The organism is Psychrobacter sp. 28M-43 (genome assembly GCF_014770435.1).
Lineage (GTDB): Bacteria > Pseudomonadota > Gammaproteobacteria > Pseudomonadales > Moraxellaceae > Psychrobacter.
This window is the reverse complement of record NZ_CP061739.1, coordinates 1389913-1410969: the sequence shown is the minus strand read 5'-3', so window position 1 is coordinate 1410969 and position 21057 is coordinate 1389913. Positions and strand designations below refer to the sequence as shown.

Annotated in this window: 15 protein-coding genes; 6 read left to right on the top strand and 9 right to left on the bottom strand. The window is 42.9% G+C overall.

Annotation, left to right across the window (positions count from 1 at the left end; all coding sequences use genetic code 11):
* Positions 1–105: 105 nt before the first annotated feature.
* Positions 106–1740, bottom strand: a complete 1635-nt coding sequence (locus tag IEE84_RS05985) for a sensor histidine kinase (protein ID WP_191115218.1) — start codon at positions 1738–1740, stop codon at positions 106–108.
* 14 nt (positions 1741–1754) lie between these two features.
* Entirely contained in the window at positions 1755–2441 is a 687-nt protein-coding gene (locus tag IEE84_RS05980) for a response regulator transcription factor (protein WP_057759848.1), read from the bottom strand.
* A gap of 373 nt (positions 2442–2814) precedes the next feature.
* On the opposite strand from IEE84_RS05980, the gene IEE84_RS05975 reads away from it, so the two are divergent.
* The gene (locus IEE84_RS05975; RefSeq protein WP_191115389.1) at positions 2815–3339 is read left to right on the top strand and encodes a Spy/CpxP family protein refolding chaperone; all 525 of its coding nucleotides are present in this window, start codon (positions 2815–2817) and stop codon (positions 3337–3339) included.
* A gap of 149 nt (positions 3340–3488) precedes the next feature.
* Here IEE84_RS05975 and IEE84_RS05970 read toward each other — a convergent pair whose 3' ends face one another.
* Both IEE84_RS05970 and IEE84_RS05965 read right to left on the bottom strand, forming a co-directional pair.
* Positions 3489–5081, bottom strand: a complete 1593-nt coding sequence (locus IEE84_RS05970) for a hypothetical protein (protein WP_191115217.1) — start codon at positions 5079–5081, stop codon at positions 3489–3491.
* A 55-nt stretch (positions 5082–5136) separates the two neighbouring features.
* Complete coding sequence (locus IEE84_RS05965) at positions 5137–7242, bottom strand: hypothetical protein (protein WP_191115216.1); 2106 nt, start codon at positions 7240–7242, stop codon at positions 5137–5139.
* A gap of 339 nt (positions 7243–7581) precedes the next feature.
* Between IEE84_RS05965 and ggt the strand changes: the two genes are divergently transcribed.
* A complete protein-coding gene (ggt, locus tag IEE84_RS05960; protein ID WP_191115215.1) occupies positions 7582–9540 on the top strand; it encodes a gamma-glutamyltransferase in 1959 nt (652 codons plus the stop codon).
* A gap of 97 nt (positions 9541–9637) precedes the next feature.
* Here the strand turns inward: ggt and IEE84_RS05955 are convergent, their stop codons facing one another.
* Entirely contained in the window at positions 9638–10768 is a 1131-nt protein-coding gene (locus IEE84_RS05955) for a restriction endonuclease (RefSeq protein ID WP_191115214.1), read from the bottom strand.
* Between the two features lie 337 nt (positions 10769–11105).
* Between IEE84_RS05955 and dnaE the strand changes: the two genes are divergently transcribed.
* The 4 genes from dnaE (at position 11106) to cysE (ending at position 17260) form a co-directional block, all read left to right on the top strand.
* Positions 11106–14825 carry a DNA polymerase III subunit alpha gene (gene dnaE / locus IEE84_RS05950; RefSeq protein WP_191115213.1) on the top strand — a complete coding sequence of 1240 codons (3720 nt, stop codon included), beginning with the start codon at positions 11106–11108 and terminating at the stop codon, positions 14823–14825.
* Between the two features lie 72 nt (positions 14826–14897).
* Positions 14898–15278: an Hpt domain-containing protein gene (locus tag IEE84_RS05945; protein WP_057759831.1), complete on the top strand. Its 381-nt coding sequence runs from the start codon at positions 14898–14900 to the stop codon at positions 15276–15278.
* Positions 15278–16159 (top strand): RNA methyltransferase, encoded by an 882-nt coding sequence (locus tag IEE84_RS05940; RefSeq protein WP_191115212.1) that lies wholly within the window; start codon positions 15278–15280, stop codon positions 16157–16159. The genes IEE84_RS05945 and IEE84_RS05940 overlap by 1 nt, the downstream gene beginning before the upstream one ends.
* Before the next feature lie 189 nt (positions 16160–16348).
* Entirely contained in the window at positions 16349–17260 is a 912-nt protein-coding gene (gene cysE, locus IEE84_RS05935) for a serine O-acetyltransferase (protein WP_191115211.1), read from the top strand.
* A 277-nt stretch (positions 17261–17537) separates the two neighbouring features.
* Here cysE and IEE84_RS05930 read toward each other — a convergent pair whose 3' ends face one another.
* The 4 genes from IEE84_RS05930 to rarD form a co-directional block, all read right to left on the bottom strand.
* The gene (locus IEE84_RS05930; RefSeq protein ID WP_224737973.1) at positions 17538–18650 is read right to left on the bottom strand and encodes an RCC1 domain-containing protein; all 1113 of its coding nucleotides are present in this window, start codon (positions 18648–18650) and stop codon (positions 17538–17540) included.
* A gap of 328 nt (positions 18651–18978) precedes the next feature.
* Complete coding sequence (locus IEE84_RS05925) at positions 18979–19581, bottom strand: 2-amino-4-hydroxy-6-hydroxymethyldihydropteridine diphosphokinase (protein WP_224737922.1); 603 nt, start codon at positions 19579–19581, stop codon at positions 18979–18981.
* Positions 19502–19939, bottom strand: coding sequence for a dihydroneopterin aldolase (gene folB / locus IEE84_RS05920; RefSeq protein WP_191115209.1), 438 nt, complete (start codon positions 19937–19939; stop codon positions 19502–19504). The genes IEE84_RS05925 and folB overlap by 80 nt, the downstream gene beginning before the upstream one ends.
* A 42-nt stretch (positions 19940–19981) precedes the next feature.
* The gene (gene rarD, locus IEE84_RS05915; protein WP_191115208.1) at positions 19982–20944 is read right to left on the bottom strand and encodes an EamA family transporter RarD; all 963 of its coding nucleotides are present in this window, start codon (positions 20942–20944) and stop codon (positions 19982–19984) included.
* Positions 20945–21057 lie beyond the last annotated feature (113 nt).

The window sequence follows — 21057 nt, the reverse complement described above, 5'->3', positions numbered from 1 at the left end:
AAAAGAGTCAGCTTTTATCTATTACTAAATATGCGCTTATACACATTACAAATACATGATAAGCGCATATTGGTTACATAAATTATTTCTGCATTATTTATCTTTTTATCTGCTAGGTAGCACTATTTGAACCACCAACCCTTGGATACCATCTTGACGGTTATGAGCATTGATATATCCTTTATGCGCCATAACTACAGCATGAACAATAGCCAATCCAAGACCATAGCCGCCAGTATCACGATGCCGAGCAGTATCGAGCCGCACAAAGGGATGAAAAATACGTTCTAAGTCTTTTTCTGCGACACCGCCGCCTTCGTCTGTTATATTAATTTGAACAGCTGGTGCCTTATTGTCCATTTGTATTGCCTTTATTTCCGCAATCACTGTCGAACCCGCTGCCGTGTGCATAAAAGCATTGCGAATGACATTTTCAAGCGCGCTATACAACTGCTCTGCATTACCTTGTACTGTCCAAAATCCTTCCAAATCATCCAACGCTGAGGCTTCAGGCGGTTGCCATTGCCAATGTACGTCTTTATGTTGAAACTCAAAGCAGACATCCTCTCCGATATTACTAATAATGTCAGATATATCGACTGCCTCACTCTCTAAGTTATCAACGGTATATTGCTGCATTTGCAGGGATTGAATATGAATGATTTGCTCAATTAGCTCATTCATTCGTGTAGATTCTTTATCGATACGGTCTAGATAACGATTGGCATTGGGCGCAAAATCTCGAGTCAGCTCAGTCGCGACATCCAGACGAGCAAGTGGCGAACGCAGCTCATGTGAGATATCACTGAGCATTTGCTTGCGTGCCAGCTCACTATCGATGAGCCTCGTTGACAGATGAGCAACGTCCTTGGCTAATAGCCCCAACTCATCATCGCCCATCTTGGACAGTTCTGGGTTGGCTTGATAATTACCATCAATCATACGGTGTACGGTATTTTGTACACGGCCAATTCGCTGGGTTAACGTACGACTGAGCCATATGCAGACCAATACACTAAAGATAACGATCAATAGCAAACGTATTGGGAAATTACCGTGCTGTATCTCTACCACGTCTGAAAAACGCAAATGCGGACGTAACTGTATGATGATTGACTGACCATCAGGTAATTCAACAGACATATCGGCCAATTCAGGACGAGTATCGATATCAGCTACTGCTGCACTACTTGCCGTTCTTGGCTTTAAGAATTCTTGCCAAAAAGACGGCTCCTCTTTTGGTATCTCATTGTCGTGCTCACGCAGTCTATTGTCAGCATTGCGACCTTCTACACCATACGCATTATTATCTACTCTAGGCGGTCTAGACGGTATTTGCTGCAACGGTTGTATCGCACGATCCATTGTTTGCCGACCATTTTGCAGCTGCCCTTGCCGACCGTCTTTATCACGGTAACGCGGGAAGATAATAGCGCCCTGCTCATCATAGACTCTGATTTGATTCATCAACTGGCGATCTTGACGATACATCTGCCTGACAGACTCTACATTACCAGTCCGTAGTGACGCGACCATCTCTTCACGCTTTATCAATAGGCTATCGATTTGCACGTCCATACGAGAGGTCAGCTCTTTTTCAGCCAACCAGCGCTCTACCACGATAGACAATACAGAAGTGATTAAAATCGTCAATAACAGGCTCAGAAACAGACGCCAAAACAAGGTGACGCGCACCTTAAACTTAGGTGCTTTTTTGAAGGTCTGCTCAGAAGCTTTCATCGATATGTCCGTCATTACAGCACCAGTTGATAACCTTTTCCACGCACCGCTTTTATTGGCTCATCGTGGAAAGGTTGAAGTTTTTTGCGTAAGCGAGATACGTGTACATCGAGGCTACGGTCAAATGGCTGCAACTCACGCTGCAAGACATTTTCTGACAACCATGCTTTACTTACCACTTCCCCTTTTTGTTTGAGCAAGGCCACGAGCAAATCAAACTCTGTACCAGTGACTTGTAGCGTCACCCCATCTATCTGACAGGCACGTTGGTTTTGATCGAGATGCAAACGACTCTCTGGCAACGGAGTATGCTCTGATGCGGTCGTATTGGTACGTTTAATCACTGCATTGATACGCGCTAGCAGCTCTCTAGGGTTACAAGGTTTGGTGATATAATCATCAGCCCCAAGCTCTAGACCAATAATACGATCAATCTCCTCCCCTTTTGCCGTCAGCATAATGACTGGAATATCGATAATATTTGGTAATTGGCGCAGGACGCTCAGACCATCTAGTTTCGGCATCATAATATCGAGTACGAGTAAATCATAAACCGTATCTTCGTGTGCCACTGCTTTGAGTCGTTGTATGACTGCTGCACCATCATGTACGCAGTCACAGCGAATGCCGTGATTGTCCAAGTACTCTTGCAATAACTGAGTTAACTCTTCATCGTCATCGCCTATCAGGATGTTTGGCATGCTTCTCTCCTTTAATTTCTATTTATCTCTATTCAATCCAAGCACTCTATAGTAATCATGACGCAATAAGTCCACGTACAAGTGTCACTGTAATATGGCTAGCGAGATTGCCGCCGTGGTATTTTTATTGTCGGTAGACTGTAGTTAAACATATTATCAGGCAAACACTTGCCAATTCACCAGAAACGTTACCTTTCTTAATACTTCATAAATGTTCGTAACCTTTAACTGTCGTAATATACTCCTATCAACAGCAAGTATTGCATTTCTAAGATGGCTGACCATAACGAGCGATAACGTTCAACAGATGGTACTTGCGAGATAAAAATTTAGTGTTTATTAAATCGAACTCAATGTAATCAAGGATATTATGATGAAAAAATTACTATTAGGCTCAGTATTAGCAGCTTCTAGCATATTTACCGTGACCGCTTGCACTAGTGTGAATGCAACCACTGATACAACGCCAACTGCGCAAATGCAAAAGAACCACAAAGATGGCATGAAAAAAAGTGAGATGAGAGGCCCAATGTCAAAACTGGATCTAACAGCGACACAGCAAGCGCAAATCAAAGCCATCATGCAAAACAAACGTGGCGATCGCACTGCTGACCGTGCAGAACATCAAGCAGAACGCGCGCAAATGGATCAGCAAATACAAGCGTTGACCAATGCCAGCACTTTGAATACTACTGCTTTAAACCGTCTGGCTGATCAACGTGCGGCAAAAGAAAAGCAACGCTTTATCGAACGTGTACAAACACAACACGCCATCGCTCAAGTGTTGACTGCTGAGCAACGTGCAAAGATGGAACAGATGAAGTCAGAGAGACAAGAAAAAGGTCGTAAGCACTCAAAAGACCGTAAAGGCCATGACAAACAGCATCAAGGTATGTAATAAACCACTTCGGAAAAGTGTTATTTTACCTAGCTGTATACGTATAAAATGAAAAAGCGCGCCGTTAATAGGTGCGCTTTTTTTAATGTAAAATTATTCTGTTCAAAAACTAATAATGCTTTCTATCTACTAATTAATACTCTAATCAGTTACTCAACCGAACCAATACGCTCTCTGACCATCGGCAACATGTTAAAGACCATCTTACCTACTGCCGTGCCATTACCATCTTGGTAATATTGCAGCAGCTCTGGAGCATACTTTCGTAAATCAATACTATTGCTAGCGTTCGGCGACTGCACATTACTTGGTAGGTTAGGAAACATTAAGTCCTTATTGCTAATAGCGGAATACTGTTGCAACACATCTATCCTCATGCCTTTGTCATTATTCGCTTCGCTAGTATTATCTAACTGACGACGTAAGTGCTCCCATTTGAGTTGACCACGTTTATCAAACCCGTACAGTTCCTGTACTTCTGTATTGGCAACGGCCTCACCTGTCGTGGTTTCCTCATTCATTTGACCTTTTATCATAGCCAGTATTTTTTGTACAATAGACTTACTGGTGAATGCCTTTGGATTTTGAATCGACTCAAACGCTGTCATCGGTTCGGGTTCTTGTACCAGCTCTGGGTATTTTTCACTGATCCGATCATAGAAAATCTGCATATATTTTTGTTGCGACGTTTGATAATCCTCGAAGCGTTGTACTCGGCGAATGATTTGATCGCTCGGTAGCATAGCCGATAACTGGTGCGCAGGCAGCTTTGGAGACAGTGATGCAAGTGAGTCAGGGGCAACATAATTAAACTGGCTGACAGGAGCCGCATCATAAGTCGCATCTAACGCCGCAAAGTGGCTTTTGATGACTTCACCACCAATCCCTTTAGGCAATGTACCATCATCAATGGCTATTTTTAACCACTTGTTTTGCCATTTTGTACCGAGTTTATCGTCTAATAATTCTGAGTTTAGAATTGCAAAATTATCTGCCCATAGGTAAATATCACCGTTTTTAAAATCCATGTAAATAGGCTGGTTGATACTGCTATGATGATTACGTGCTTGATATTGCGCACTGGCGAGCATCGTAGCCTTGCCCGCCATCGGTTGATAGATCCCTTGAGAGTCGATAGAAAGCGGCTTTAATAGATACTCATCTAATAACTGTGCTTTCTTCCTATCTAACGGTCTTTGTTTATCCTCATAATTATCAAATAGCGCTTGATAATCTGGTGCTACTTTTACATCGCTATCGTATTGATGATCATCCCATGCATGATAGGCATCTACGCACTCAAAATACGATTGCCTTATGCTGTCACGCTTAGTATCGTAATCCATCGCTAGAATATCTTTGTTTTGCTGTTCTGCTTGCAGGATTAGAGCCGCGTACGCTTGGTCATGCGCCTCTTCGCAATGTTCATCTACATAGTCTGATGCCGCCATTTTCTCCGTACTAGTATTAGTATCGGCATCTGTAAATTGTTGGTTATTGCCAATTTCAAGATTGCTATGGTAGCTAAATGACTGACGTCGCTGTTTTTGCAGGGCTGTTTCTAGTGTTTTTTTGGCAATGCTAGGTGCTTGTTTTACAGCCGCTGTGTTGGACTGGCCCAAACTGGTAGACTGGCAACCTGTTAATAACAGCGCCCCTGTCAAAAATGCGCTGGTGACTAACAGATTGTTTGTAGTCTTAAATGGCAGACGTTGTGCAATGGTGTGAGGTACTGTTTTCATTTTTTATCCTTAATAGATATGAGCGTAAATGCAATGCGATGATGTCATTCGACTTCTATTTTTCATTCATATCATCTTGAGCATCGTCAACTCGGCTCTCATCGATAGAGCCTGCGCCATTGTCATTATCGTTACCATACTCATCATTGCTATATTCATCACTGCTATAAGCACCTTCGACACCGCTATCTTGATAGTCGTAGCGTGCATAGCGGGCCGTTTGTAATCTGTCTTTTTTATCGTGCTGCTTAGCTATCCATGCATTGCCATCGATAGGAGGCGTAGCGTCTGAACCAAAAGACTCTGTAAGCAATGGTGTCAAGGCATGACGGTTAAAGCTGGCTTTATCGTAACGTACTTGGTTTAGCATGGTTGTGGTCGACCCCATCAAATCACCACCGATATTGACACGTTGCTGCTTGGCCAGCAGTCGATCTGAGCTGTCTAAGTAATAGTAGTTGATTTGATTAAATGAGATAGGACCGATAGCTTCGATAAGCTGCAATAGCGAACCGACATCTGCGCTTTGATAGCCTTTATTGTATAATTGCGCTTTAGCCAGTGCTGTCTTTAGTGCGGCACCATCAGGATATTTATCTGGATTGGCATCTACGTATTCTTGCAGGGATTTCGTTACATATTTGAGCGTCTTGCCAATTATTTCACCGCTTTGCTGGCTACCAAAATAGACTTTGACTGTGCGAGTCGCACCGACTTCTTTGGCAAACGCATCCCCACTGATATCGACTGCGCTAAAATGCTCAGGCGCCAGCTCAGCCATACTGCTCTGTATCGCATTGAGCACCGCATCGTAGAGCACCGCTGGTGGCAACTGTGCCGTGATGCTTTCAGGCAAACCAAAGCTCACCGTGTGCGAGGTCATCTGTGATGGTAATGGCGTATTCTCCGGGTTGACAAGTGCAACAATCGGCATGATGGCCGATGGATCAACTACGACACTGCTGTTATTAAAATCAAATGCTAACGGTATCTGTATCGATGAGCTAATCGTTGGTGTGGCGTAGTCGTAGCTATAGACGCTTTGTAGCTGGCGCTGCTTGGGACGGTATTGACTGACACTATTGAATGTTAAATGCTCATACTGATAAGCATTGGATGCAGCTATTTGCTCAGGAGTACGGTGGAACATATCAAGTATATTGCCAATCATACCTGTAGATGACATTGGTAGGCTGCCACGATTTACCGTCTCTGTCTTAGCTTGCTGTTTTGCCATTTGCATGGCTTCATACTTTGCAGCCATTGACTTGGGACTTAACCCTGACATCCCTGAGAGCATACCTTCACCACCGCTACTGTATTCATCATAATTATCATAGTCGTCACTACTGTAATTATCGCTACTATAGTCATCACTATCATAATCTGCTGTATCGTAGGCATACTCGTTATCGCTGTTGCTGTCACTGCCCGTCGGCTCATTCTCCCCCGCTTCAGCCAATATAGCAGCAATGGCTCTCCTCTCTGCTTCAGCTTCTGCTCTAGATTGATCATAATCACTAGAATAGTCGGACTCTATCGAATTTTTTGCGTCATCATAATCGTTATAGTCATCATTGTATGGCTCATCATCACTTTCGCTATATGCACCTTCAGGCTGATACACATAGGTTTCTATAATCGTTCTGAGCAAACTACTCGATCCTGCATCGATACTATCTGGGTCAATGAACGGTGCTGAGCGATAATTGGCTGTGGCGACTGCGACATGCTCGGTCGCCAAGTGTTGACGAATGGCTGCTAGCAAGTGTGTTTTGGCTTGGTTTTCGGTATTTGGATACTTCTCTTGATCAAATAGATGCTCATAACGCGCGGCCTGAGCATTTTGACTGGCAGTAAAGGCTTGACCTTGACGTTGGCTCTGCGCGGCATCGGCGACACTAAAGTCCATCATGGTACTAGAGGCGCTACTATTCAACGACAGATTGGAAAATGAGCTGGCTGGAGTTGATTGGCAACCTGCGAGGATGAGCGAGGCACTACCAACTAGCAATGCGATAGAAGTCAATTTACTGGTTGGATATAGATGACCGTTATTATTTTTACCATTATAGTTTTTATGATCAGTGTCAGATAAATAAGTAGGCGCAGTCTCAGAGTAGCGCTGTCGATTTCGGTTATTAATATGGTGTGATGACATAGTAATCTCTTTGTATGAATAGACAGTCGATAATGAGTGTACAGTGGTACCGTTATTTATATCACAAGACGTTACAATTTAGTAATATTAGCGAATATTTTTAAAGGATTTCTTCATTCATAAATAATTTTTTCTATATAACGATTGTCTTATCAATAGCTTCACTTACTTGAAAATTAGCTTCATTTATTTGAAATACAGCTGATACAGCTGAACGCTATAAAAGCGTACACCACAAAAGATAATAAACAACTTTCTACTATTTCATATTTTCGTTACTATTTAGGCTTATCTATTTCCTAGCTCTATTCCTTACACTCGCGTAAAAAGGACTTTGCGATGTCACAGTTATTATCTCGCCACCATCGAACCGCTCAGCAGCGTAAACCAAAAATTAATACCTTACTCAAATCTAGCGTCGTGCTCATTACCAGTACGCTACTGCTATCTATATCCGCACAGGCTGTAGAGTCAACGACCTCAATAAGTAACGCCACGGTCGACAATACATCAATCAATACCAGTGCCATAAACTTGGCCATCATGGCTGATAGTCCAACGGTACTCTCTGAAACCAAGCGCATCACGAGAGCGAAGACAAATACACTTAATACCACATCGAACAATGCTAATAATGCCAATAGCGACCAAGCTATTTACTCTGAAGACGCCATTCATCATCCAGTTTGGGCGAAAAACGGCATGGTCGCTACCCAAGAAGCGCTTGCCTCTGACATTGGTCTACAGATTCTAAAAGATGGCGGTAATGCAGTAGATGCTGGCGTTGCAGTGGGTTTTGCCCTAGCAGTAACCTTGCCGCGTGCGGGTAATATCGGTGGTGGCGGTTTTATGATGATTTATGATGCCAAACAAGGCAAAACGGTGGCGCTTGATTACCGTGAAAAAGCCCCGAGTAGCGCTTCACGCGATATGTACCTCGATGAAGCAGGCAATGCTGTCAGCGACTTATCTCGTTATCATGGCTTGGCAGTTGGCGTACCAGGGACAGTAGCAGGACTACTAAAAGCGCTAGAAGAGCATGGTACGATGAGCCGCGAGCAAGTTATGGCACCAGCGATAGCACTGGCTGAAGACGGTATAGAAGTCACCGCTGGCTTGTCCGAGTCGCTTACTGCTTTGAGCGATCGCCTGCAAAAATGGCCAAGTACCAAAAAAGTATTTTTTAAGCCTGATGGCAGCGCTTATCAGCCGGGCGAACGTTTAAAGCAGCCTGAGCTTGCGCGTTCACTAAAGCGGATTTCGGTAAAGGGTACCGATGGGTTTTATAAGGGTGAGACCGCTCAAAAACTGGTCAAAGCAGTCAACGAAGCAGGCGGCAGCATGAGCCTGAAAGATTTGGCCAATTATCAAGCCATTGCTCGCGAACCTGTCAAAGGCGACTACCGTGGCTATGAGATTGTTTCTATGCCGCCGCCTTCCTCTGGTGGTATTCACATCGTGCAGATTTTAAATATCTTAGAAGGCTATCCGCTCAAAGACTACGGACAAAACAGCGCACAGACTATTCACTTAATGGCGGAAGCGATGCAGTTAGCGTATGCAGATCGAGCTGAGTATCTGGGAGATGCTGACTTTATTGATGTCCCTGCCAGCGGCTTAACGTCACAAGCCTATGCAGATAAACTGCGTACGTTGATTGATCCCAATAAAGCCACGCCAGCAGCTACTATCAAAGCTAACAACCCTCTGCCGTACGAGAGTGATCAGACCACGCATTTCTCTATCGTTGATAAAGATGGCAATGCGATAGCCAATACTTATACATTAAACTTCTCTTATGGTACTGGTCTCGTTGCGGATGGCACGGGCATTCTGCTTAATAATGAAATGGATGATTTCTCTGCCAAACCGGGCGTACCAAACGGCTACGGCTTACTTGGTGGCGATGCCAATGCGGTGGAAGCCAATAAGCGTCCACTGTCTTCTATGAGTCCAACGCTCGTATTCAAAGACAGCAAACCTTACATCGTTACTGGTAGCCCAGGTGGTAGTCGTATCATCACGACTGTCACTCAAATTATATCTAACGTCATTGACCATGATATGAATATCGCTGAGGCAACACATGCGCCGCGTATCCACGATCAATGGTTACCTGATGAGATTCGAGTCGAAAAAGCACTGAATATTGATACAGTGAAAAAGCTCGAATCGATGGGTCATACCGTCAGTCCAAAATCCGCGATGGGATCTACGCAATCGATCATGCTCACACCAAACGGTGTTTACGGATCGTCTGACCCACGTATTGTCGATGCGGCGGTGGTTGGTTATTAAGTTATGAATATATGTCTCTAGTCATTATAAAAAAGCTCTATGTGTTGCTATAACTCATAGAGCTTTTCTTGCATAAATAAGTAAATACTGACCTGCTTTAATATAATTTAATTCTTTCAAAAAAGTCATTGTCCAATAATAATTTTGGTCTGGCATTCACCTCTTTTAAACCGACTTTATGTTGCATCATTAACTCGATCAAGTTCATTTGATCAATGAGAATAAGACTGTGCGAATCAGTCGAATTAGCATAGTCTTGAGCAGGCTTAGTAAAGCTTGTGGTAGTAATAAAGATGCCATGATGATTGGTTTTTTGTGGAGGATATGCACCTATGAAATTTCTCAAGTCGCCATTAGATATATTATTGCCATTACTATAGAGCTTGGCCTGTATATAATAATTGTGCACCTCACCATCTGGAAAGTCCTGAATAATTAGTCCATCAATACCATTATCGTTAGACCGCCCTGTATGACGAGATGTTAGATTACTTTCAGGACTTTCTATCTCCAAGGATCTCTCAATTAATTTCAAACAAAACCATTCAAACTGTAAAGGTGATAAGCTTTCAAGTTGAGCCATGATCATATCAGGCGTCACTTTGACAAAATCATTACCAACAGCAGCATCTGCATAATTATTCATAAATATAGAGGTTCGACGTTTAGTTTCATCAATCAAATGATTGATAAGCGCGTCACCGTTTTTACCATAAGCAGCAATATTAACTTTTTGCAAATCAGCAAAAGATTTGCTATCGAAGCGTTTAAAGTTAGCAATATAATCACCATTTGGTATTCCTTCACCAATATATTGATTAAAATTATTACCCGCTAGCCAAAAATAAACTTTACCGAAAGGGTCTAAACGTATGATATTTTTAGGCGTTACTTTCTCATCGAAAGTAATAAAATTGGCAAAGTTCTGATTTAGATTAGGAATCAAACTAAATTTATCTTCCTTAACCAAGCCCATTGCAGATAAGCATACTAAGATCAAATCAATAATTTCGTCGTAGCAAGGCGAACCATCATGACATTCATGGCGTATATCGTAGTTACTCATATAGTTGATGTCTTTATGATCATTTACGATTTGCGCTAATTTCTCAAACTCTCTGTAAAATACAGTGCGCCCAATAGTATTTCGCGTACTTAAATTCTTTATAGTTTGTATTCCAGCATTTAACATGTCGCCAAATGCAGGCAGCTTAGTAATATTACTCATAGTATTATCGTCTTTTTTGATTGCGTGAATAATATAGTGAAATCGGCATAGCATTACAATTATTTAAAAACAAATGTTTATGCTAACAACTATTGAGAGAAAACGCAGCAAAATTTCATGTTAATAAATAAGAAAAACAAATCCTCTCACGCAGATTAAACCCTTTGAACCTGTGGCTGTCTGCGGCAAATAATGCTATTATTGACGACCCAATTTAAAACGTATCAATATGGCTATCGAGGTCTTATCGACCCCTAGATATCAGTATAATTGATTGATAATAATCAATTATTTTATCGGCAGCTTATTTCTTTGATCGTACCAGTAAGAGTCTTCTATGGCATTTGTACACCTTGGCATTCACAGCGAATATTCCATCACCGATTCTATCGTGCGTATCAAACCGCTGGTAAAAGCTGCTGCGGCTGACAATCAGCGTGCGTTGGCATTGACCGATTTATCCAATTTATATGCCACGGTGAAGTTTTATCGTGCCTGCTTAGGTGCGGGTATCAAGCCTATCATTGGCAGTGAAGTCATCATGGATAATGAAGACACACGCCTTACCTTGCTCGCGATGAATAACGAAGGGTATCAAAACATTACCCGTATCGTATCGCTTGGGTTTACCGAAGGTCGTGCTGATCCTATCAATCATGGCACGCCAGTTATTAAGCGCAGTCATATATTAGAACATGCAGCAGGTGTGATTGTACTGCTCACCGAAAAGTCAGACGTGGGTCAAGCATTGGTCGGCTCGATGCCAGAAAAGGCCGATGAACTACTTACTGAATGGCAGTCAAAATTTGATGATCGTTTATACTTTGCGATCAAGCGTACCAATCGTTCAGGCGAAGATGCTTTTATTAAAGCAGCCATCCATTCAGGTGCCAAACACAGCATTCCTATCATTGCGCATAATGACGTGCGTTTCTTAGAGCAAGATGATTTTGATGCTCATGAAGCCCGCGTCTGTATTGCAGGCTCTTATGTCCTTGCTGATCCAAACCGTCCGCAGACTTACTCGGATGAGCAGTATCTAAAAACACAAGCTCAGATGGAGCAATTATTCGCTGATATTCCGCAGGTCATTGATAATACCTTGCGTCTCGCTACACGCTGCAATGTCACCTTGACACTTGGGATTAACGTCCTACCTGATTTTCCTGTTCCTGAAGGCGAGACGATTGAATCGTTTTTCCGTGCCGAGTCACAACGCGGTCTTGAGCAGCGCTTAGACAAGCTGTTTCCTGTCGAGGCACGTACGGACAATTGGAGCGACTTCCGTCAGAGATACGATGAACGCCTCGCATATGAGTTAGATATTATTCTATCTATGGGCTTCCCCGGTTACTTTCTCATCGTCATGGACTTTATCCGCTGGGCAAAAGCCAATGGCGTGCCAGTAGGCCCTGGACGTGGCTCTGGTGCAGGTTCATTGGTCGCCTATGCACTAAACATTACCGATCTTGATCCGATTCATTACGACCTACTGTTCGAGCGCTTCTTGAACCCTGAGCGTGTATCGATGCCCGATTTCGATATCGACTTTTGTATCGAAGGTCGTGACCGCGTTATTGATTATGTTGCGCAGACCTATGGCCGTGATGCCGTCTCACAGATTATTACCTTTGGTACGATGGCCGCAAAAGCAGTTGTGCGAGATGTGGCACGCGTACAAAGCAAATCGTACTTTTTGGCCAACAAAATATCTAAGCTGATTCCAAAAACGCCTGGCATCACACTGAGCCAAGCGCTTGAGCAAGAACCACAGCTCAAAGACTTGATCTCTAATCCCGATAATATGGATTATGAAGATGCCATTGAGATTTGGGAGATGGCGATTAAGCTTGAAGGCGTCTGTCGAAATGTCGGTAAACATGCTGGTGGCGTATTGATTGCTCCGCACAAAATCACTGACTTTAGTGCCATTTACTGTGATGATGAAGGTCACCGCGTCAGCCAGTTTGATAAAGACGATGTAGAAGCTGTCGGTTTGGTGAAGTTTGACTTTTTGGGTCTACGCAACTTAACCGTCATCAACGCTGCGGTTGAAAATATTAATTTGCGCCGTGCAAAAGAAAACGTACCTGCCTTAGTTTTAGAAGATTTGCCGTTAGATGACAGCAAAGCCTATAAACTGCTGCAAGATGCCAAAACCACGGCGGTCTTTCAGCTAGAAAGTATGGGTATGAAAAAGTATCTGGCTAAACTGCAACCGACCAATATCGAGGATGTCATCGCAATGTGTGCGCTGTATCGTCCCGGCCCACTCGATGCAGGCATGGTAGAGATGTATATCGACCGTAAGCATGGTCGCGAGGAAGTCATTTATGACCATCCCAATCTTGAGCCAATTTTAGAAAACACCAATGGCGTTATTGTCTATCAAGAACAGGTAATGCAAATTTCACAGGTGATGGCAGGCTATAGTTTGGGCGGTGCTGATATGCTACGCCGTGCGATGGGTAAAAAGAAACCTGAAGAGATGGCCAAGCAGCGCGATATTTTTGTCACGGGTGCCACCTCACAAGGTATCGATGAGGTCACGTCAGGCGGTGTATTTGACTTGATGGAAAAGTTTGCCGGTTACGGTTTTAACCGCTCGCATTCTGCGGCTTATGGCGTATTGGCTTATCAAACGGCTTATCTAAAGCAATACTACCCTGCCGAATTTATGGCAGCGGTCTTAACTTCAGATATGAACAACACCGACAACGTCGTGTTCTTTATCAATGACTGCCGTGAAAACTTTGGGTTAACCGTAGTCAATCCTTCAGTCAATCGCAGTGAGTGGCATTTCGTTGCCGATACTCCGACCAATATCATCTATGGTCTTGGCGCAATTAAAGGCGTGGGTGAAGGCGCGGTAGAGTCTATCGTAGATGCACGTCGCCGCGAAGGTCCTTTTAAAGACTTGTATGACTTCTGCCGCCGTGTGGACATCAAAAAAGTCAATAAGCGCACACTTGAAGCGTTGGTCAGTGCTGGCTGTTTTGATGACTTTGCCGCCACGCTACGACCTGACTTGCCAGCCGACGAAGCTTACGAGATTCGCGGCGCCTTGATGAGTCAATTGCCAAGCGCCGTACAAGCCGCTGAGCAAGACCGTCAAAACCGCGAAATAGGTATGATGGATTTGTTTGGTGAAATGGACGGTGTGGTCGCAGCGCCGCCGTTAGTCATGACGCCAGAACTCATTTGGGGCGACAAACATCGCCTAAAAGCGGAAAAGAATACGTTAGGCTTGTATTTAACGGGACATCCGATCAATGAGTATTTGGATGAATTGAAGCGCTATACCTCTGGTGCGCGTCTTGATAAGTTAACCGATACTGGCTATAACGGCAGTTGCTATTTCTCGGGGCTTATTATAGATATTGCCAACTTTGGTAATCGCAACGTGATTACTTTGGATGATGGTACATCGAGACTCGAGGTCAGCTGCTACGCTGAGCGTTTTAATCGTGTCAAAGAACAGTTGAAAATCGATGAAGTCGTTATTATCAAAGGCAGCATCCGTGAGCGTGATGGACGTTTGTTTGCACGTCTTGATAGTGCCATGAGCATGGTAGATGCCAGACTACGTTGGCTCAAAAAAATCAGTATCAAAGTTCACGGTAGTGATATTAATTTGCTCACACGTCTACAGCCGTTACTCAAATCAGCTCAGGCTGACATTATTCCTGAGCCGCGTCTGGCTTATAACCAAGAGCAAGACGAGCAAGGTGGCAGCGGTAGTAATGTCTACGATCCTGCAATGGGTGGCAGCTTGTATGATGAGAACGGTAATGATTTATTGGCATTAGAAAGCGACATGAACCATGACGCGGCCAATCAAAACGGTATGCCAGCCAGTTATGCCAATAACGCCCTGAGTAATACTGACGCTTCTATCAATGATAATTGTCTGCCACTTGGACTAAGCATTTATGAAGTCTATGGCATCGCAAATGTTGGACTGTCTGAGCACTGGCGCGTTTACCCAAATGACGACAACTTGCAGACATTAAAGACTTTGGTCAGTGAAGAGAACTTACATTTCCATTACAGCTAAGACGTACATTACGTTTTAAAAATTCATTATAGTAATCTTATTGCTTTAACTTTTATAAATTGGACAACCACCATGGATGACACTACAAATAATAATATGCTCGGACAAACTGATGAAGAAATTATCAATCATGAACAGTTCGAGGACATGCGTGACCTGCTCGAAGAAGACTTTGTTGATTTGATACAAGTATATTTTGCTGATAGTAAGCAAAGAGTTGCAGCGCTGCGAATTGCCCATCAAAAAGACGATAACGCCAATGGTTTTGAAACTGCTCATGCTCTAAAAGGTGCTAGCGCCAATTTGGGTACGACTCAATTAGTTCGTCTTAGTAGCCAGTTACAAGAATACTGCCGTGAGCGCCGGATTAATGAGCAAGCCGTCCTGATCGAAGAGATTGCCATTGCGTTACACCGTGCTGAACAAGAAATCAATCAGAGACTGGGACAATAATGAGTAACGACGCTTCATTAGCAATATCATCACATACAGTAAGCGACTACCTTGATTGCCTACAAGTAGTCATGGTTAATACAACTTTACCTGCCAATATTGGTTCGGCTGCCCGCGCGATGCATACCATGGGCTTGTCTCGCTTAACGGTGGTCGATCCCAAATTACCGATTGACGAAACCAGTGTGTCTCATGCAGCAGGTGGCAGTGAATTATTATCGTCAGCTTTAATTGCACCCACTTTAGAATCTGCTATCTCTGGCTGTCAGTTGGTATTTGCCGCTAGCAGTCGTAGTCGTCATATGCCGCGCCCTGTTGTGACACCTACGCAAGCCGCTAAGATTATGTTCGACTTTATCGATGCACAGGCAGCTTTAAGTGCAGATGATAGTAATGTTGATACCTCATCTACTGCTACTTCTAGCAAACCAAATATTGCTATATTATTTGGACGTGAAGACCGTGGATTGACCAATGAAGAATTGGCTTATGCCGATTATCACATTCAAATCGACGCCAATCCTGCCTACCCTGTCCTAAATGTTGCATCAGCGGTGCAAGTCATCGCCAGCTTTATTTTTGCTTATGCTCAAACGCATACTCAGACAGCTGATAGTTTAGATTCGGATACAAGCACAGACGCCCAATCGACAATCAATGTGAATTTGCGTCAGCAATGGGATGAGCCTGCTATTAATCAGCAGCAGTTGCAACAGCTCACTCAGCGTACTACTGACCTTATGGTGCAGCGTGGACTAGCCAATAGCGAACATCTAAAGTCATTGCCATCACGCTTGTCTAGACTTGGGTCACGCCTACAACTTGATCAAAAAGAATATCAGCTATTAAGCGCTTTGATTGCCAAACTATCGAAAGACTAAAACAAGCCATAGTTTATGAGCTTGCCTTTATTTGACAGCTTTTTACTATATTTTGCGGTATAAAGCTGTTATAACTTGCAGAAGCTTAGCGAAAATATATATTCCTGATTATCCGAACTTTATGACCACAGATTAGAGGCATCGCTGTTTTCGCGACGACACTCTACCGACGAATAGATAGGACGCTTTATGTCATTGCCATCCAAATTGTTCAAATCGCTTATTACTATCAAAAACGATTTGAAAGAAGATATTGATGCAGTATTCACCCGAGATCCTGCGGCGCGTAATAGTCTGGAAGTGATCCTAACTTATCCGGGCATACATGCGCTTGTTTTGCATCGCGGTGCACACTGTCTTTGGAACAATGAACAGAAACTAGCCGCTCGCATTATCTCTTACGGCTCGCGCATCATGACAGGTATCGAGATTCACCCTGCTGCTAAGATTGGTAGACGCTTTTTTATCGATCACGGTGTCGGCGTTGTCATCGGTGAGACGGCTGAGATTGGTAACGACGTGACGCTATACCATGGTGTTACTTTGGGCGGTGTGTCTTGGAATAATGGCAAGCGTCACCCAACGCTAGAAGACGGTGTAACCGTTGGTGCTGGTGCCAAAGTCTTAGGGCCATTCACGGTCGGTAAAAACGCTAAAATTGGCTCAAATGCAGTGGTAGTCAAACCTGTACCAGCAGGCGCTACGATGGTCGGCAGTGCCGCGCGTATGATCTCAGATCATCACGATGAAAAAGGCAATCCAATCGCGACAAAAGTACAAGACGCCAAGCAACAAGAAAAAGTGGCACAGGCTGGTGAGAGCAACGATCAAACTAAAGACACTACCCCTACTGCCAAACGCACCAATACCTTCCGTGCTTATGGTATCGATCCTTATTCACAAGACCCTGTCGCAGAAGCGTTTGCCAAAATGCTTGAGCACATCCAACAATCAGAAAATCGCCTCGATCAACTGCAGTCAGCGATGTGTGATATTGATCCTAATTTTTGCAAAAAGGAATACGATAAGTTATGTCTAGAAGATTTAGATGTGATTGGTCGTGCTGATGTAGATGATATCAATGATGAGAAAAATCGCTAAGACGGTCGTTAGAAATAGGCAGTACTATTGCCGTATAGACTGATAGCAAATGCTTATATAGGTTTTAGTAAAGAACCAATGAAATCAAAGCGGGATTGGATAAAATCTACCATGTCTGCATACATGGCGGATTAACCTGCTTAATTCTCTAGTAAATTCCAACCTTGCAAATCGTTGCTTTTCATCTCAGAGTAAGCAGCACGAGTTAGTAGCGCATGATAAAAGATATCTTTGATGGACTGTGACATAATGACTTTCCTTAGTTTTAAAGTGGTTTTTATTTCAAAGTAAATAGTGATTTTTCAGGTGTTAATACATAATCTTTTTCCATGCTTTCTACAACTTCACCCGTGCCGCGTTGCCCATTTTCATTCCAATTCCAAAACCAGACATTGCCATCATTTGTGACCACAGCATATGATAAGTACCCATAAACTATTTGGTCTGGATCAATATTTTGCATTATTAAAAAAGGTTTATTATATGTATACGCTGAAATAGAGTTTTTATTCTTCCCAAACCCGTATTTATTCCAAGTATATAAGTCACCTTGAGAAGTTACAGCAGCATGTATTCCAATATTTACAACCTTATGTAAATATGGATTTTTTTCTGGCATTTTAATATCTTCAGAATCTGATAAGGCTAGGTTAGCAGAGCTATTGCTTCCCCAGTTCCATACGCTTCCATCTTCAAGAACTGCCATTGCGCTTGTAGAGGTTACTGAGAAATCGATAGTTTTTTTAGGTAATGCGACTTTAGCAGCAGGATGATATTCTATTTCAGGTTCTTGTGATTGATAGAGAAGACGTCCTAACGCACGTTCTGATTTTCCTGTAGAGTACAACTCGCCTTTTTTATCTAACGCTAATAGAACTCCATTTCTAAATTCAATACGGATTATATCTGAAAGATTAGGAACTTTAGTTGGGATAATAAGTTGCTTTGGGATTTCATTAACCCAACCACCTTCATTACTGCCTAATACATAGACTTCACCGTTATTAGTTAAGAATATGGAGTCCATTTCACCAGCAGCGATATCTACAACATTCTCAATCCCTTTAATCTGTCTCAATTCTTCAATAAAGATGTCACCATCACTAGGGTCTATCTCTCCATGATAGTTACTACCCCAACCCCATACTGTGCCATCATCTTTCAGTAGTAGCATATGACCCGCACCTGATACGGCTACCGCATCATTCACGCCCTCGACTTGCCTAGGCGTTGGGTCTTGTCCTGTCTTAGTCTCGCGCAGTAGACCATCTGTACCCCATGTCCAAAGCGTACCATCGTCTTTTACCCCTGCGCTCCATGAGCTGGTCATGGCTAAGCGCTTGGGCTCAATATTAATCTCAAGTGGAGTTTTTAGTGGCTCGTCTGGCATATTTGCCACAGGGTAGTTATCTTTGGTAAGAGATTGAAGATGCTCGGAAGGGGATTTATCGCAGGCAGGTAAAGTAGACATCATGATGTATTATTGCTAAACTCATGATTGGTTTTTTCTTTGAAAAATTCATTAATATCTGCATTAGTGGTAGTTTTTTGTTAATAAAACGGTAACTTATATTAACAATTGCTTACATAGTTGTATAGTTTTTTATTAGATTTTTGTCTAGGAAAATGATGGGATGAGGCAGAGTGAATGCTGAATAGCGATAGTTTTAGATGAAAAGATATAATTGTGATTAAGATACGGCCACTTACTAGCCAAATTAGAGCTTGGTTAAAATTAATTCCCTGACTCCCGCTTCCTCATGGGCTTTAAATGGATAACGATCGGCCATTACTATCCAATCATGCATTAGTTTAGATGTCAATTTTTTACTTAGGCTATTTTCTATAGTAGCCAATTTAATCATCAAAATATCAATATCCATCGTCACTCGCCGTACTTGATTTGGCTTAGTCTGTCGACATCTATGACAATCGCCTTCAAGGTTTTTAAAAATTTGCTGTAGTTGCTGCAGGCTTATCGGTGTAGTCAATGTTAGATGGACACATTGATTGGTATAGTCAGGCTTTGGTAATTGGATAGTCGCGGTAAAATCAGGATTTTGAAAAGTCGTAGACAATCGCACCTCACCTAGCGCTGCCAAGCGCTGCCGAGCAAGCGGGAGATACTTGTCGGCTTGATAGTTACTACCTAGCGCTAACACTAGCTCTACCACAGGCTGTGCTTGCACACTCTCAGGTGCGCATTGTGTGAACGTTGCCAAATTCAAATCCACTGACGTTTTATGCATCATCAGCTTGGCTGACGTTAACTTCTTTGGCAGCGTCTTTAGTAGCTGGCTCGTTGGTTGATGCTGGCGCATAGCGCGTTATTTGCACCCCTACCGCATCAGCTTGGGCAATAGCGGTAGGCTTAGCAATGCTCAACGTTATTTTTTGACAGTCATATTTTGCAAATATCTTATCAGAGATCTGACCAGCCAAATGCTCAAGTAGCTTTGCTTGAATCTCTTTGCACCACTCGCTCACATCATCGCAGACTTCTTTATAACTCAAGGCATCGCTGACATCATCTGATACAGCAGCACGGCTAATGTCCGTTTCAAGCGCAATATCAATGAGTAATGGCTGAGTAATGGCTCGCTCCCAGTCATAAACACCAATTACTGCCTCAACTTTTAGACCTTTTATAAATACCACGTCAGACTGAGTATGAAACATGCTTTCATCCTTGTTTGCTAATTTTTTTCGTGTTTTTAATATTTACTTAACTGATTTTAGCGCTTCTTCACGTAGGCGCGCCGCTTTTAACACTTTACTTGGACGATGGCGCCACAGGTCAATGCTGAATAATAGCAGACCTAACCAAATCAAACCAAATACTGCCAAACGTTGTAAATCGAACGGTTCTTTATAATAGAACACCGCCAAAAAGAAAATAAAGGTCGGCGTCAGATAGTTCATAAAGCTCAGAATACTGTATGCAACGAGCTTTGTAGATTTATTGAATAATAAAAGCGGTATTAGCGTAATCGGACCTGCGATCATAAGCAGCCAAATATTTGAGCTAAACCAAAAGCTCAGTTGATGACTTGCCACATCAGACTGCCAAAACCACCACAGACATAACGGTACTAGCATGGCGGTCTCGACAAACATGGCATCAACAGCAGTCAATGGCGTTTGTCGTTGAATAGTCCCGTAAGTACTGAAACTAAATGCCAAAATCAACGATATCCACGGCAGACTGCCAAGCATCACCACTTGAATGACGACAGACAATAATGCAAAGCCAATGGCTACCCATTGCAAAGGACGCAAACGCTCTTTGAATAAAATCATCGATAGCGCAACGCCAACCAATGGCCCGATAAAGTAACCCAAACTGGCCTCAAGAATACGGTCTTGATTGACCGCCCATACATAGGTCAGCCAGTTGGTCGCAATAATTAAACCAGACAAAAAGGTGAATACAATCCATCTTGGATTTTGCTTTAAGGTGTCAATCCACTGCCAGCGCTTGGTCAATACCAGCAGCACCAGCAAACATAAAAATGTCCAAATAATGCGATGGCCAATAATTTCAGTGGCATCGTATTCAGATAACTGCTTGAAGTATAACGGAAATCCACCCCAAATAAAGAACGCGATCAGCGCAGTAATAATGCCGCGTCTGGTTGTGGTTATCGGGGCAACGGGTTTTTTGATGACATTTTGGGTAGTCATAATATAGGACAACTTTTTAGAGCAAAGCGCGCTCCCACCTAATTCTAATTATTATTGTCAATTGAATCGTGAAAGCGCAGGGTTACTACAGTGAGATTATAAGGTAAAAAGCA

What these genes read in the sequence shown, in the direction of transcription:
- IEE84_RS05940 (WP_191115212.1), top strand. Translation starts at nt 15,278, where the DNA reads ATGAGTAACGACGCTTCATTAGCAATATCATCACATACAGTAAGCGAC.
- folB (WP_191115209.1), bottom strand. Translation starts at nt 19,939, where the DNA reads ATGTTTCATACTCAGTCTGACGTGGTATTTATAAAAGGTCTAAAAGTT.
- cysE (WP_191115211.1), top strand. Translation starts at nt 16,349, where the DNA reads ATGTCATTGCCATCCAAATTGTTCAAATCGCTTATTACTATCAAAAAC.
- IEE84_RS05925 (WP_224737922.1), bottom strand. Translation starts at nt 19,581, where the DNA reads ATGCGCCAGCATCAACCAACGAGCCAGCTACTAAAGACGCTGCCAAAG.
- rarD (WP_191115208.1), bottom strand. Translation starts at nt 20,944, where the DNA reads ATGACTACCCAAAATGTCATCAAAAAACCCGTTGCCCCGATAACCACA.
- dnaE (WP_191115213.1), top strand. Translation starts at nt 11,106, where the DNA reads ATGGCATTTGTACACCTTGGCATTCACAGCGAATATTCCATCACCGAT.
- IEE84_RS05975 (WP_191115389.1), top strand. Translation starts at nt 2,815, where the DNA reads ATGAAAAAATTACTATTAGGCTCAGTATTAGCAGCTTCTAGCATATTT.
- IEE84_RS05965 (WP_191115216.1), bottom strand. Translation starts at nt 7,242, where the DNA reads ATGTCATCACACCATATTAATAACCGAAATCGACAGCGCTACTCTGAG.
- IEE84_RS05930 (WP_224737973.1), bottom strand. Translation starts at nt 18,650, where the DNA reads ATGCCAGACGAGCCACTAAAAACTCCACTTGAGATTAATATTGAGCCC.
- IEE84_RS05945 (WP_057759831.1), top strand. Translation starts at nt 14,898, where the DNA reads ATGGATGACACTACAAATAATAATATGCTCGGACAAACTGATGAAGAA.
- IEE84_RS05985 (WP_191115218.1), bottom strand. Translation starts at nt 1,740, where the DNA reads ATGAAAGCTTCTGAGCAGACCTTCAAAAAAGCACCTAAGTTTAAGGTG.
- IEE84_RS05955 (WP_191115214.1), bottom strand. Translation starts at nt 10,768, where the DNA reads ATGAGTAATATTACTAAGCTGCCTGCATTTGGCGACATGTTAAATGCT.
- IEE84_RS05970 (WP_191115217.1), bottom strand. Translation starts at nt 5,081, where the DNA reads ATGAAAACAGTACCTCACACCATTGCACAACGTCTGCCATTTAAGACT.
- IEE84_RS05980 (WP_057759848.1), bottom strand. Translation starts at nt 2,441, where the DNA reads ATGCCAAACATCCTGATAGGCGATGACGATGAAGAGTTAACTCAGTTA.
- ggt (WP_191115215.1), top strand. Translation starts at nt 7,582, where the DNA reads ATGTCACAGTTATTATCTCGCCACCATCGAACCGCTCAGCAGCGTAAA.